Genomic DNA, 14,568 nt, shown 5'->3' on the forward strand with positions numbered 1-14,568 from the left:
GTGTCGGAGTGCTCGACGCGGCTGAACGAACCTTGTGTCCGTAAACCATCCCCCGCTTTCGGGCCGGCGACCGGCCCATTCCATCCGCCTTGCCGAGGAGGCGAAATGCCCCAAGAGCGCGGGGCGCGCGATGTGCGTGCCGTCACAGAATTTCTGCTTTCTCGCTTCGTGGAGCTGCTGGACGTTTCCAGGGACGCGGTGGACCGCTGGGCGCCGATGCACCAGTACGGTCTGGATTCGGCCAAGGCGGCCAGCCTCGCCGTCTCGTTGTCCGAATTCCTCGGCCGGCCGGTTCCGGTCACCTGGATGTGGCAGTATCCGACCGTCGACGAGCTGTCCCGGGCCCTGGTCGAGGGCCCGCCCGCCGCGCCGGAGGCCGCCGCCCCGGGCCGGGATCGCCGTGGGCCGTCGTACGAGCCCGTCGCGATCGTGGGCATCGGCTGCCGGTTCCCCGGTGGCCCCGATCCCTCCTCGTTCTGGCGGCTGCTGGCCGAGGGGCGCGATGCGGTGGGGCCGGTGCCGGCCGCGCGGCGCGAGCTGCTGGGCGACGCGGTGCGCTGGGGCGGGTTCATCGACGGCATCGACCGGTTCGACCCGCTGTTCTTCGGCATCTCGCCCCGCGAAGCCGTCCAGATGGACCCGCAGCAGCGGCTGATCCTGGAGCTGGCCTGGGAGGCGCTGGAGGACGCGGGTGTCCCGCCGCTCGGCCTGGTCGGCAGCGACACCGGCGTGTTCATGGCCTCCTGCTGGGGCGACTACGCGGCGCTCGCGCACTACCGGGGCCCCGGCAGCCAGATCACCCCGCACACCGCGACCGGCATGCACGACGGCATCATCGCCAACCGCGTCTCCTACATCCTCGGTCTCCAGGGCCCGAGCATGGCCATCGACGCCGCCTGCGCCGGATCGCTGGTCTCGGTGCATCTGGGCTGCCAGTCGATCTGGATGGGCGAGAGCGAGCTGGTGCTGGCCGGTGGCGTGAATCTGAGCTTCGTCGCCGACTACTACACGGCCATGGACCAGATGGGCGCGCTCGCCCCGGACGGCCGCTGCAAGACGTTCGACGCGCGCGCCGACGGCTATGTGCGCGGCGAGGGCGCCGGGGTCGTCGTACTCGCCCCGCTCAGTGTGGCGCTGGAGCGCGAGCTGCCGGTGTACTGCCTGATCAAGGGGAGTTCGGCCAACAACGACGGGCTGAGCAACGGCATGACCGCGCCCAGTCCCCAGGCGCAGGAGCTGATGCTGCGCACCGCGTACCGGCGGGCCGGGATCGCGCCGTCCCTCGTGGACTACATCGAGTGCCATGGCTCCGCGACGCCGCTCGGCGACCCGATCGAGGCCAACGCCATCGGCGCGGTCCTGGGCGGCGACCGGCCGACGCCGCTGCGGCTCGGGTCCGTCAAGTCCAACGTCGGGCATCTGGAGGCGGCGGCCGGGATCGTCGGCCTGGTCAAGCTGGCGCTGTCGGTCCGCAACGGGGTGCTGCCGGCGAGCCTGCACTACTCCGCCCCGAACCCGCAGATCCTCTTCGACGAGTACGGGCTCGCCGTGCAGGACCGGCTGACCGCGTGGCCGCGCCGGTCCGACGCGCGCCGCGGGGGTGTCAGCTCGTTCGGGTTCGGCGGCGCGATCTGCCATGTCGCCGTGGAGGAACTGCCGCGCCCCGAGGGCCGGCTGCTGCTGCTGGCCGAGGACTCCCCCGAGGCGCTGGCCGACCGGGCCCGGGCGCTGCGGGACGAGCACGATCTGCGGGAGGTCTGCGGGCGCGCGCCGGGCGAGGGCCGGTTCCGGCTCGCGGCCGCCGCCCGCGACATGGGCGAACTGCGTTCCCAGCTCGACGCGTTCGCCGCCGGTACGACGGTCCCGGGGCTCAGCGCCGGGGAGGCGGGCGGCGGCAGGCCGCGGGTGGCGTTCCTGTTCTCCGGCAACGGCTCCCAATGGGTCGGCATGGGGCGGCAGTTGCTCGCCGGGATGCCCGTGTTCCGGCGCGCCATGATGCGCTGCGACCGGCGGATGCGGGAGCTGCTGGGCTTCTCCCTGGTGGACCAGCTCCTCGCGGCCGACGGGCGCCTGGACGACATGGACGTCTTCCAGCCGCTGCTGTTCTGTATGCAGGTCGCGCTGGCCGACGCCTGGCGCTCGCTGGGGGTGCAGCCGGATGCCGTCGTGGGCCAGAGCGTCGGCGAGTTCGCAGCCTCGCACATCGCCGGGGCGCTCGACTTCGAGGACGCCGCACGGCTGGCCGCCTGCCACGGCCGGCTGCTCCAGCAGCTGGCCGTCGGCCGCGGCGAGGGCATCGTGGTCACCACCGACGCGGCGGCCGTCCAGCCGTACCTGACCGGTCAGCTCACGGTGTCCGGCCACAACGGCCCGAACTCCACGCTGGTCACCGGCACCCCGCAGGAGATCGACACGCTCGTCCAGCGGCTGACCGAGGCGGGGATCACGACCCATCGGGTACGGATGGGCCACGCGCCCCACTCCCCGCTGGTCGACCACGTCCTCGCCCCGCTGCGGGCCGAACTCGCCGGTATCAGGCCCCGGACGACCCGCGTCCCGATGATCTCGACGGTCACCGGCGAACGCGTCGACGGCGCCGAACTCGGCCCCGACTACTGGGCGGACAACCTGCGCCACGAGATCCAGGTGGTCAGGGCCCTGACGGCACTGCGCGCGTACGACATCGACGCCGTGGTCGAGCTCTCGCCGCACCCGCTCCTGCTCAAGTCCGCGTCGCAGCTCCTGGACGCGGCCACCCTGCCCTCGCTGCGGCGCGGCGCCGACGAGGCCCAGACCCTGCTGGGTTCGCTCGGCGCGCTGTACACCGCCGGCCACCCCGTCACGGCGTCCCCGTTCCGCACGGGCGACCGGGGGCGGCACATCGCACCGGTCCAGGGCGCCTTTGCGCAGGACGAGGCCCTGTGTCTCGTACCGGTGTCCGCGCACTCCGCGGCGGCGCTCGCCGACACCTGCCGCGCCCTGTCCAACCATGTCGAAAGCGATCCGGGCCTGCGGGTGTCTGACCTCGCCTACACCCTCGCGACCCGGCGCACCCATCAGAACCACCGGGTGGCGCTGCTCGCCGCGGGCCGCCAGGACGTGCTGGACGGGCTCGCCCAGGTCGCCGCCGGGCGGCCGCACCCCGGCGTCGTCACCGGCACGGTGTCCGGCGGCACGGACCGGCGGGTGGCGCTGGTGTTCTCCGGCGGCGGCACCCAATGGGTCGGCATGGGACGGGAGTTGCTGCGCGCGCACGCCGGGTTCCGTACCTGGATGCACGCCTGCGACAGCGCCGTACGCGCGGCCGGCGGCTGCTCGGTGCTCGAACAGCTCGACGCGCCCGAGAGCGAGGCCCGGTTCGAGGAGATGGACTTCCAGCAGCCGGTCCTGTTCGCCCTCCAGGTGTCGCTGGCGCAGGTCTGGCTGGGGCTCGGCATCCGGCCGGCCGCCGTCGTCGGGCACAGCCTGGGCGAGGTCGCGGCCGCGTGTGTCGCGGGGGCGCTGTCGCTGGAGGACGCCGCACGCGTCGTCGTGGCGCGGTCGCATCTGCTGGAACGCGAGGCGGCCCCCGGTGCCATGATCTCGGTCGACCTGCCGGAGCGGGAGCTGCTGCCGTGGCTCGCGCCGTACGCCGAGCACGCGGCCGTCGCCGTGGTCAACAGCCCGACCAGCGCGGCGGTCTCGGGCTCTCCGGAGGCGGTCCGCGCCCTGGAGGCGGATCTGCGGGCGGCCGGGATCTCGACCAGGAACATCCGGGTCGAGCGGCCGGTGCACAGCCCCGGCATGGATCCGCTGACCGGTCCGCTGCGTGAACTCATCGCCGGTATCAGCCCGTCGGCCGGGAGCATCGACTTCCACTCCACGGCACTGGCCGGGGCGGTGAACCCGGTCGTGGACGTCGACTACTGGGTGCACAACCTGCGCGACCAGGTCCGGTTCGCCGAGACGATCGGCGCGCTGGTCGCGGACGGCGTCGGCACCTTCGTGGAGATCGGCCCGCACGAGACGCTGCGCGGCGCGGTCGAGGAGATCGCGCTGACCCGGGGCGCCCGGGTGCACGCGGTCAATTCCCTGCGGCGCGGCGAGAGCGACGTGCGCCGCCTGCTGGAGGCGGTCGCGTCGCTGCACGTCAGGGGCGTGCCGCTGAGCTTCGACGCGTTGTTCGCGGACGATGTCGAGGTCGTACAGACCCCGCTGGTGCAGTGGCAGAAGGAGCGCTACTGGCTGGATGCGGTGCCGCGCGTCGACGGCTCCCTGGCCGCGACGGTCGTACCGGCCGCGCCCGCCCTGCCGGCCGCATCGGCCGCGCCGTCCACGGCAGTTGCGGAGGCGGCGGCCGAGCCGGTGGGTACGGCCGTGCCGGGCAGGTCGGTGGAAGAGCTGGTCCTCGGCGAGATCGCCGATGTGCTGGGCGTGCCGGAGGACCGGTTCGACGCGGGGGCGAGCCTGCGCGACTTCGGGCTCGACTCGATGCTGGCGATCCGCCTGGTCAACCGGGTGCAGTCGCTGTTCGGACAGCGGGTGTCGCCGGTGGTGTTCCTGGACGGGCGGACCATCGCCGAGATCGTCGGCCATCTCCGTGAGGTGGTCGGCGGGGAGGGTGCGGGCGCGGCGGCCGGGACGGCACCGGTCGTCCAGGGACCGCCCACACAGGCCCCGCACACCTCACCTCCGCCCGCATCGGCCTCCCCCACCCAGGCCCCGCCCGCGACACCACTGCCCACGCCCGCCTCGCCCGCCCCCGGCACCAGTCCCGCCCCGCCCCGCACCCCCCTCGACACCCTCTCCACCTTCTCCGAGCTGGACGCCGAGGAACTCCTGGACGAACTCGCCGCCCGCGGCCTCCTCGACCCCACCGACGCCCCGGCCCTCGACCAACTCCGTGCGGAAGGGCGCGGATTCGAGCTGGCACCGGCGTCGCACGGCCAGGCCTCGCTGTGGTTCATGCAGCAGATCGAGCCGGACGCCGTGCCGTACAACTTCATGGTGGCCGCCCGGGTCCGGACGGCGGTCGACGCACCGGCCCTGGAGCGCGCCGTGGCGGCCGTGATGCGGCGGCACCCCGCGCTGCGCACGATCTTCGTGGAGGCGGGCGGCAGCCCCTACCAGGTCATCCTCGACGAGCCGGAGTATGAGTTCCTGGTCGCGGACAGCACATACCTGGACGACGAGCAGGCGCGCGAGGAACTCGCCGTGTACGGCCATATGCCGCTGGACCTGGACAACGGGCCGCTGGTGCGGGTCGTCCTGATGACGCGCGGGCCGGCCGACCACTATCTGCTGGTCCTCGTGCACCACATCGCCTCGGACGCGGCATCGGCCGATGTGATGATCCGCGAACTCCAGGCGTTCTACGAAGGCGTTGATCCCGACACCGCCGAACCGGTCGCTTCCTACACGGAGTTCGTGGAGTGGGAGCGGCAGTGGCTGGCCGGTCCCGCGGCCGAGGCGGCACTGGACTGGTGGTCGCGGCGGCTCGCCGACCCGCCCGCCCACCTGGACCTGTCCCCCGTCGAGCGCCCGCCCGGCGTCACCTACGAGGGCCGCGACCTCACCTTCCGCTGGAGCGCCGAAGAGACGCGGACGCTGCGGGAGTTCGCGGTGCGCGAGGGAGTGTCGATCAGCACCGTGGTGCTGGCCGGTTTCTTCGCGACGCTGAACCGCGCGGCCGGCGTCGAGGACTCCGTCCTTGCCACCGCCATCGCCCAGCGCGCTGAATCCGGCTGGGAGTCCGCCATCGGCTACTACCTGAACACGGTCCTGGTGCGGGCGAAACCGGCCGGTGACCGGGGCTTCCGGGAGCTGCTGCGCGAGGTGCACGCGTTCTCGCTCGGCCTGCTGGAGCACATGAACTACCCGCTCGACCTGCTGGCGTCCGAACTGAAGCCCCCGCGGGCCGAGGGCCGCTCGCCATGGTTCGACGTCGTCCTCAACTGGCTCTCCTCGGACGCCTTCCCGCGCTCCGTGAAGCTCTTCCACGGCATCGGCGACACCATCGCGCCCGAGGGCGCGCTGCCCCTGGAGCCGCTGCCCGTACGCAGGCACCTCGCCAAGTTCGACCTGGAGATCTCGATGGCCGAGATCGGCGGCGAGGTCGTCGGCCACGTCCAGTACAAACCGAGCTACCTGGAGAAGCGGACCGTGACGGCACTGCTCGCGCTCTACCGCACCGTGCTCTTCGACTCGATCGCCCACCCCGACCTGGCACTCGACGAGATCGCGCCGGTCGGCGGTCCCAAGGAGACGGACCAGTGACCCAGACCCTGCACACCCGGTTCATCGAACAGGCCGGGAAGACCCCGGACGCCATCGCCGTCCACTCCGACACCGGGGTGCTGACCTACCGCGAACTGGACGAACAATCGCGGGAGTTGGCTGAGCGGCTCGTCGCCGAGGGCGCGGGGCCCGGGGTCCCGGTCGGCGTCTGCGTCGAGCGCACGCCCGGTCTGCTCGTCGCCATCCTGGCCGTCCTGCGCGCCGGCTCCTGCTATGTGCCGCTGGACCCGAGATACCCGGCCGAGCGGCTGGACCTCATGGTCCGCGACAGCGGCACGAACCTGCTGCTGACCACGCCCGCGTCCCGGGAGAACTGCCCGGCGGGCCCGACCCTGGTCGTGCTGGACGGGGCCGTGACGACCGAGCCGGGCGGGAAGCCCGTACCGGTCGTCCCCGACGACACCGCCTACGTGATCTACACCTCGGGCTCCACGGGCAAGCCCAAGGGCGTGGCGATCCGGCACAGCGGCTGCGCGGCCATGCTGTCCGCCTGGGACCGGGTCCTCGGCGACCGCGATCTCGGCGGGGTCTGCGCGGCCAGCTCGATCTGCTTCGACATGTCCGTGATGGAGATCTTCCCCGCGCTGAGCCTGGGCGGCGCCCTCGTCCTCGTGGAGAGCACCGTCCATCTGCCCGAGAGCCCCCACGCGGACAAGGTCACCCTGCTGCACGCCATCCCGTCGGTGACGAACGCCCTGCTCGACGCGGGCGGGCTGCCGCCGAACCTGCGCACGGTCGTGTTCGGCGGCGAGCCGCTGCGGCGCAAGCTGGTGGACCGGGTGTACGCGGAGACCGGCGCGGAGGTCTTCAACGCCTACGGTCCCACCGAGGGCACCGTCTTCTGCACGCTGGGCCCGGTGCCGAGGGACGGGACCGGCGAGCCCACGATCGGCGCGGCGGCGGCCGGTGCCCGGCTGTACGTGCTGGACGAGGACCGGGGGCCGGTGCCGCCCGGCGTCCCCGGTGAGCTGTACCTCGGCGGGGCGGGCGTCGCCCACGGCTACCTCAACCGGCCGGAGACCACCGCCGAACGGTTCGTGCCGGACCCGTTCCTGGGCGAGGGCCGCATGTACCGCACCGGCGATGTCGTCGTCCTCACCGGCAGCGGCGAACTGGAGTTCGTCGGGCGCACCGACAACCAGGTCAAGGTGCGCGGCCACCGCATCGAACTGGAGGAGGTCGAGTCCCGGCTGACCGGCTGTCCCGAGGTCCGCGAGGCCGCGGCCGTCGTACGGGGGCGCAGGCTCGTCGGCTACGTCGTGACCGAGGGCGGCCCCCGGGGCGGCGTACGGCTGGACGCGGGGCTCCAGGCCACCATCACCGGCAAGCTCGCCGCCGAACTGCCCGAGTACATGGTGCCGCAGGCGATCGTGGTCCTGGACGAGCTGCCGCTGACCCCGGGCGGGAAGCTCGACCGCGCCGCGCTGCCCGAGCCGCCGGCCGCCGGCAGCGGGCCCGTGACCGCCGCGGGCACCCCGACGGAGGTGGCGCTCTCCGAGATCTGGGGCCAGCTGCTCGGTCTGGAACCGGCGGGCATCGACGTCCGGGCCGCCTTCTACGACCTCGGCGGCGACTCGCTCCTGCTGGTGCGGCTGGCCCGGCTGATGACCCGGCGTTTCGACCGCCGGGTGCGGGTGCCCGACCTCTTCCGCTTCCGTGACATCCACTCGCTGGGCCGCTGGCTCGACGAGGAGGGCGACGCCACCCCCGAGGTGGTCGAGTCGGCCCGCCGTCGCGCCGCCGTACGCCGTGCCGCGCTGCGCGGCCGCGCCTCCGCCACCGGTGGCTGAGCGATCCGCCGTCACCCGTGAACCGAGCTTTCCCGCAACCCACTTGAGCAGGAGTCCCTCATGTCCGAAAGTCCCGAGCAGGACTACGACCCGGGCGACGTGGCCGTCATCGGCATCTCGTGCAGAGCGCCCGGTGCCCGCACCAAGGAGCAGTTCTGGGACAACCTCGTGCACGGCAGGGAGTCCGTACGGTTCCTGGAGAAGGACGAGATCAAGGTCGACGAGACCCTGATCAACAACCCGTACTACGTGCGGGCCTGCGGCACCCTCGACGGGTACGACGCGTTCGATCCGTCGGTGTTCGGCATCAGCGACCGGATGGCGGCCGCGATGACCCCGGAGAACCGGCTGTTCGTGGAGAGCGCCTGGGAGGCGCTGGAGGACGGCGGCTACGACCCCGAGCGGGTGCCGGGCGAGATGGGCATCTACGGCGCCAACAACCCGCAGACGGCGGCCCTCTACGGCACTCCCCCGGACCGGGTGTCGGTCGGTCCCGAGGCGATCGAGCACGGACTGGCGTGGTCGCCGGACACCATGACGTCCAACGCGCTGTACTACATCGGGCTGACCGGCGAGGCCGTCACCGTCACCACCGCGTGCGCCGGCTTCCACTACGCGGTGCATCTGGCCTGCCAGTCCCTGCTGCTGGGGCAGACCGACATGGCGATCGCGGGTGGCGCGATGGTCCGGCTGCCGCACCCGCGCGGTCATCTGTGGGAGGAGGGCCGGATCCTGTCCCGGGACGGCCACTGCCGCCCCTTCGACGCGGCCGGCACCGGCGCCGCGCTGTCCAGCGGTGTCGTCACCATGCTGCTCAAGCCGCTCGCCCAGGCCGTCGCCGACCGCGACCACGTCTACGCCGTGGTCAAGGGCTCGGCCATCAACAACAACGGGGTCAGCGCGATGGCCTACGGGCTGGCGCAGCCCGAGCGGCTCAGCGCGTGCATCGCGGCGGCCATGCAGGTCGGCGGCGTGACCCCGGACACGGTGTCCATGTACGAGGCCAACGGGCTCGGGCTGCCGATCACCGACCAGCTCGAAGTGCACGCCGTGGGCATGGCGTTCGGCAAGCAGACCGGCACCTGCTCGATCGGCGGGGTCAAGGGCAACGTCGGGCACGGCGGGGTGGTGGCGGGCGGCTTCGGCGCCATGAAGGCCACGATGGCGCTGTACCACCGGACGCTGGCGCCGACGATCAACCTGACCGAGGCCGACCCGGAGATCGACTTCCCCAGCACCCCGTTCGTGCCCCAGCTGGAGGCGGCGGACTGGGAGCCGGAGGCCGGCGTGCGGCGCGCCGGGATCACCGCGATCGGTGGCGGCGGCTACAACGGGCACCTGGTGCTCGAAGAGGCGCCGGGGCCCGTCGAGCGCGCCCCCGAGGCCGTCGGCAGGCCGCGCCTCGCCACCCTCTCCGCCCTGGACGACGACGCGCTCGCCCGGCAGCGCGCCCGGCTGCGGGACCGGCTGCTGGCCGATCCCGGTCTGCGGCTCGACGACGTGTGCTTCAGCCTCAACCTGGGCCGCCGGACGATGGACCGCCGCTGGGCGGCCGTGGTGCGCAGCCGCGAGGAGCTGATCGAGGCGCTGTCCGCCGAGACCGCGGGCGGCCCGGCCGTCACGACCGCTGCCGCGCCGCAGGTGGACGCCGACGCGCTGCCGCACGGCGACCACGGGATCGTACCGGCCGCGCCGGACGACGACCGGGCGCTGTCCGCGCTCGCCGCCGCCTGGGTGAACGGCCGGCGGGTGGACTTCCGTCCGCTCCACCAGGGGGAGGCGAGCCACCGCGTGCCGCTGCCCACCTACCCGTTCCGGCCGCGCCGGTTCTGGCGCACCGAATGGTGAGCGCGGGCGCCCCGGCGCCGGCCACCGTGGACCTGGGCGACCCGGACACCTTCGCCGACCACGACCTCGACGGGTTCTGGCGCACCCTGCGGGACACCGCGCCGGTGTACTGGAACCCCCCGGCGGGCGGCCGCCGCGGATTCTGGGTGCTGTCCCGGTACGACGACATCATGGCCGCCTACCGGGACGATCTGCACCTCACCTCCGAGCGCGGCAATGTGCTGGTCACGCTGCTGGGCGGGGGTGACGCGGGGGCGGGGCGGATGCTGGCCGTCACCGACGGGCACCGCCACCACGAGCTGCGCAAGATCCTCCAGCGGGTGCTCTCGCCCAGGGTGCTCAGCGAGGTCGCGGCGGCGGTGCGGGCCAACACCCGGCGGCTGATCCGCGAGGCGGTCGAGGCCGGCGGCTGCGACTTCGCCGAGGAGATCGCGAGCCGTATCCCGATGACCACGATCTCCAATCTGCTCGGCGTGCCCGAGCGGGACCGGGACTATCTGCTCGCCCAGACCAAGGCGGCGCTGTCGGCCGACTCGGAGGACGTCGACGAGGTCGACTCGGAGATGGCCCGCAACGAGATCCTGCTGTACTTCATGGACATGGTCGAGGAGCGGCGGGCGGCGCCCGGTGACGATGTGATCAGCATGCTGGTCGCCAGTTCCATCGACGGGGTGCCGCTGTCCGACGAGGACATCGTGCTCAACTGCTACAGCCTGATCATCGGCGGCGACGAGACCAGCCGGCTGACGATGATCGACGGCGTGCACAGCCTCGCGGCCCGGCCCGAGCAGTGGCGGCGGCTCAAGGACGGCGAGGTCGCGATCGACACCGCCGTGGACGAGGTGCTGCGCTGGGCCTCCCCCACCCTGCACTTCGGGCGCACCGTGGTCCGCGAGACCGAGGTGCACGGGGTGCGGTTGCGTCCGGGCGAGATCGTCACGCTCTGGCACGCCTCCGGCAACCGGGACGAGCGGGTCTTCGAGCGGCCCGGGGAGTTCGACCTCGGCCGCACCCCCAACAAGCATCTGGCCTTCGGCTACGGCCCGCACTTCTGCCTCGGCTCCTATCTGGCCAAGGTGGAGATCGCCGAACTTCTGCTGGCGCTGCGGGACTTCACCACCGGTTTCGAGCAGACCGGCGAGGCGCTGCGCATCCGGTCGAACTTCCTGACCGGGTTCTCCACACTGCCGGTGCGGTTGTGGCCCGACCCCCGCTCGATGAAGGAGGCGGCAGCCCGGTGAACATCTACCTTTCGGGACAAGGGGCGTTCGCGGTCCAGGTCGGGGAGGCCCTGGCGGAGGAAGGCCACCGGATCGCGGGGGTGGCCGCGCCCCGGCTGCGCAAGGGGCACTGCGAGGAGAGCAACGCGCTGTCCTGGGACCGGCTGCGGGCGTGGGCGTACCCGAGGAGCATCCCCTGGACGGACTCGGCCGAACTGCGCGCGATGCACATCCCCGACGGGGTGGACCTCATCGTCGCCGCCCACTCGCACGCCTTCATCGGCCGCGCGACCCGTGCCCGTGCCGCCGTCGCGGCCATCGGCTACCACCCGAGCCTGCTGCCGCTGCACCGCGGCCGGGACGCGATCCGGTGGACGATCCGCGACGGCGACAAGGTGACGGGCGGCAGCGTCTACCACCTCACCGAACGCACCGACGGCGGCCCGGTCGCCGCCCAGGAGCACCTGTTCGTGCCCCCGGGCTCGACCGCCGAGACCCTGTGGCGCGAGCACCTCGCGCCCCTCGGCGTGCGCCTGCTGGTCCGCGTGGTCACCGACCTCGCCAAGGGCCGTCGCGTCGAGGTCCCCCAGGACGAGCGACTGGCCACCTGGGAACCGGCGATGGGCGCGGCCCCGCTGTTCAAGCCCGAACTCATCGCCCTGCCGGGGTCGGAACCGGTCGACGGCAGCAGGTGGGCGCTGCACGCGGAGTGATGCGGTCCGCGAGGGGCTGGACTTCGCACCGTCCAGCCCCTGTTCCCCTCTCAGAGGCGGACCGCGTCGAGGACGGCCCGGGCGAAGACGGCCGGTGCCTCCTGCGGGAGGTTGTGCCCGACGCCCTCGACGACCCGGTGCTCGTAGGGTCCGGTGAAGCGGTCGCGGGTGGGGTCGCCGGGTGCGGTGAAGGGGTCCAGCTCGGGGCTCAGGGTGATGGCGGGGACGTGGATCACGGGCCGGGCGGCGAGTTCCTTCTCGTAGCGGTCGTACCGGCGTTCGCCGTCCGCGAGGCCGAGGCGCCAGCGGTAGTTGTGGATGACGACGGCGGCGTAGTCGGGGTTCTCGAAGGCGGCGGCGGTGCGCCGGAAAATAGCGTCGTCGAACTTCCAGCCGGGTGAGACCAGTTGCCACACCAGTCGGCACAACTCGTCGCGCAGCTTCGGTGTTTCCATGGCCTGGCGGCCGCGTTCGGTGGCGAAGTAGTACTGGTACCACCAGGTGTGCTCGTCGGCGGGCGCGATGGGCGACTTCTGCGCCTCGACGTTCGTGACGAGGTAGCCGCCGGTCGAGACGAGCGCGGTGACCCGTCCCGGCCACAGCGCGGCGATGATGTCGGCGGTGCGCGAGCCCCAGTCGAAGCCGGCGAGGACGGCCTCACGGATCTCCAGCGCGTCCATGAGCGCGACGATGTCCAGGGCGACGGCGGACTGCTGGGCGTTGCGGACCGTGCGGCCGGACCGGAACCGGGTGGTGCCGTGGCCGCGCAGGTAGGGCACGATCACGCGGTACCCCCGCCCGGCGAGGAGCGGGGCGACGTCGACGAAGCTGTGGATGTCGTACGGCCATCCGTGCAGGCAGATCACGACGGGACCGTGGGCCGGGCCCGTCTCGGCGTACCCGATGTCGAGCACACCCGCGTGGACCTGCTTGAGCGCGGGGAACGCGGTGTGCGTCCCGGGTGCGGGGGCCTCGTCCGCCCCGCCGGGAGCGGCCTGGGCGGCGTCCGCCGACCGCGAGCCGGTCAGGGAGAGCGCGGCCGCGCCGGTCCCCAGGCCGACGGCCTTCCCGAAGGTACGCCTGTCGATCATATGAAACCCTCCGTCGTCCGCTGCGCGCGGTGAGGTCGGCTCGCCCGCGACGCCACCGGCCGCTCCCCGCCGCCCGAAGGCGGCACGAAGGGGGCGATCGCGTTCTGCGAGCCGAACCGGCAAAGCGTCATCCCTCGGGCTCCGTGACCCGGTACGGCACGAACGTACTGGTGTCCTGGTCGATGTGCAGCCGGTGGCCGAGCGGCGGGGCGGCGCGCTGCGGGCAGGAGAGGCGTTCGCAGACGCGGCAGCCCATGCCGATGGGGGTCGCGGCGGCGGTGCCGGCGAGGTCGAGGCCGTCGGAATAGACGAGACGGTGGGCGTGGCGGACCTCGCAGCCGAGGCCGATGGCGAAGGTCTTGCCGGGTTCGCCCCAGCCGCCGCGGTGCCGGGCGACGGCGCGCGCGGTCCACAAGTAGCGCTGGCCGTCGGGCATTTCGGCGACCTGGACATGGATGCGGCCGGGTGCGGCGAACGCCTCGTACACGTTCCACAGGGGGCAGGTGCCACCCGCCCGGGAGAAGTGGAAGCCGGTCGCCGACTGGCGCTTGGACATGTTGCCGGCCCGGTCCACCCGGACGAAGGAGAAGGGCACCCCGCGCAGCCGGGGGCGCTGGAGGGTGCTCAGCCGGTGGCAGACGGTCTCGTAGCCGAGGCCGTAGCGGTCGGTGAGGCGTTCGATGTCGTAGCGCACCTCCTCGGCGGCCGTGTGGAAGGCGCGGTACGGCAGGACGAGCGCCGCCGCGAAGTAGTGGGCGATGCCGATGCGGGCGAGCGCGTGGGCGGTCGAGCCCGGGGTGAAGTCCTCGGCGGCCAAGTGGTCGAGTTCGGCGCCGTGTTCGAGCAGGGCGAGCTGGGTGGCCAGGCGGAACGCGCGCTGGCCGGGGCGCAGCCGGGTGGAGAGGTGGAGGGTGCGGGTCGGCGCGTCGTAGTGGTGGAGGTGATCGCCCGCCCCGCCGGACAGCCGGACGCCGTGCCGGTCGGCGAGGCGGGCGGTCAGGGCGGGGAGCACCTCGCCGGGGGTGATGCCGATCTCCTGGGCGAGGGCCTCGGCCGCGAGATCGGTGTCGTGGAGGTAGTTGCGGCGGCGGTAGAAGAAGTCCCGGATCTCCTCGTGGGGTGAGCGGGGCGGCTCGGGGTCGGTGCCGCGGCCGTCCGTGGCCTGCGTGAGGCGTTCGGCGAGCAGCTGGTTGCGGCGGCCGAGGCCCAGCAGCACCTGGGCGACGGCGGGCATCCGGGCGGCGAGTTCCGACAGGTCGGCGGCGGACAGGCGGGACTCGGCGAGTTCCCCGGCCAGGGCCTCGCGCAGATCGGCGACCAGGCGTGTGGTGTCGCGCTCGGAGAAGAAGCCCGGGTCGACGCCGAACGTCTCGGTCAGCCGGAGCAGGACCGGGACGGTGAGCGGCCGGGAGTCGTGTTCCATCTGGTTGAGATAGCTCGGCGAGATGGCGAGCACCCGGGCCATCTCGGCCTGGCTCAGGCGCCGCTCCTCGCGCAGGCGCCGCAGCCGCGCGCCCGCGTACGTCTTGGCCATCGCCGGGTCCTCCCCTTTTCCGTCCGGCTCCCGGTCGGCTTCCATCCGATGCCCTTCCGGCTCCCGGTCAGCGTAGGTGATCAATGCCCCGGCGGG

General features: G+C 73.0%; 7 protein-coding genes. 5 read left to right on the forward strand and 2 right to left on the reverse strand.

The genetic code is table 11. From position 1 onward, the window contains the following. The first annotated feature begins 105 nt into the window (after window positions 1-105). The 5 genes from QHG49_RS04765 to QHG49_RS04785 are packed head-to-tail and all read left to right on the forward strand — an operon-like array spanning window position 106 to window position 11,847. Complete coding sequence (locus QHG49_RS04765; RefSeq protein ID WP_301487323.1) at window positions 106-6,255, forward strand: type I polyketide synthase; 6,150 nt, start codon at window positions 106-108, stop codon at window positions 6,253-6,255. After that, complete coding sequence (locus QHG49_RS04770) at window positions 6,252-8,066, forward strand: non-ribosomal peptide synthetase (RefSeq protein ID WP_301487324.1); 1,815 nt, start codon at window positions 6,252-6,254, stop codon at window positions 8,064-8,066. Before QHG49_RS04765 ends, QHG49_RS04770 begins: the two co-directional genes overlap by 4 nt. 60 nt (window positions 8,067-8,126) lie before the next feature. Continuing rightward, a complete protein-coding gene (locus QHG49_RS04775) occupies window positions 8,127-9,914 on the forward strand; it encodes a type I polyketide synthase (RefSeq protein WP_145487369.1) in 1,788 nt (595 codons plus the stop codon). After that, complete coding sequence (locus tag QHG49_RS04780; protein ID WP_145487368.1) at window positions 9,908-11,155, forward strand: cytochrome P450; 1,248 nt, start codon at window positions 9,908-9,910, stop codon at window positions 11,153-11,155. Before QHG49_RS04775 ends, QHG49_RS04780 begins: the two co-directional genes overlap by 7 nt. Beyond that, a complete protein-coding gene (locus QHG49_RS04785) occupies window positions 11,152-11,847 on the forward strand; it encodes a formyltransferase family protein (RefSeq protein ID WP_301487325.1) in 696 nt (231 codons plus the stop codon). Before QHG49_RS04780 ends, QHG49_RS04785 begins: the two co-directional genes overlap by 4 nt. 50 nt (window positions 11,848-11,897) lie before the next feature. Here QHG49_RS04785 and QHG49_RS04790 read toward each other — a convergent pair whose 3' ends face one another. Next, window positions 11,898-12,938: an alpha/beta fold hydrolase gene (locus tag QHG49_RS04790; RefSeq protein ID WP_301487326.1), complete on the reverse strand. Its 1,041-nt coding sequence runs from the start codon at window positions 12,936-12,938 to the stop codon at window positions 11,898-11,900. Window positions 12,939-13,065: 127 nt separating this feature from the next. Beyond that, window positions 13,066-14,472 (reverse strand): short-chain fatty acyl-CoA regulator family protein, encoded by a 1,407-nt coding sequence (locus QHG49_RS04795; protein ID WP_301492697.1) that lies wholly within the window; start codon window positions 14,470-14,472, stop codon window positions 13,066-13,068. Window positions 14,473-14,568 lie beyond the last annotated feature (96 nt).

Source organism: Streptomyces sp. WP-1 (genome assembly GCF_030450125.1).
In the GTDB taxonomy this organism is placed as follows: domain Bacteria; phylum Actinomycetota; class Actinomycetes; order Streptomycetales; family Streptomycetaceae; genus Streptomyces; species Streptomyces incarnatus.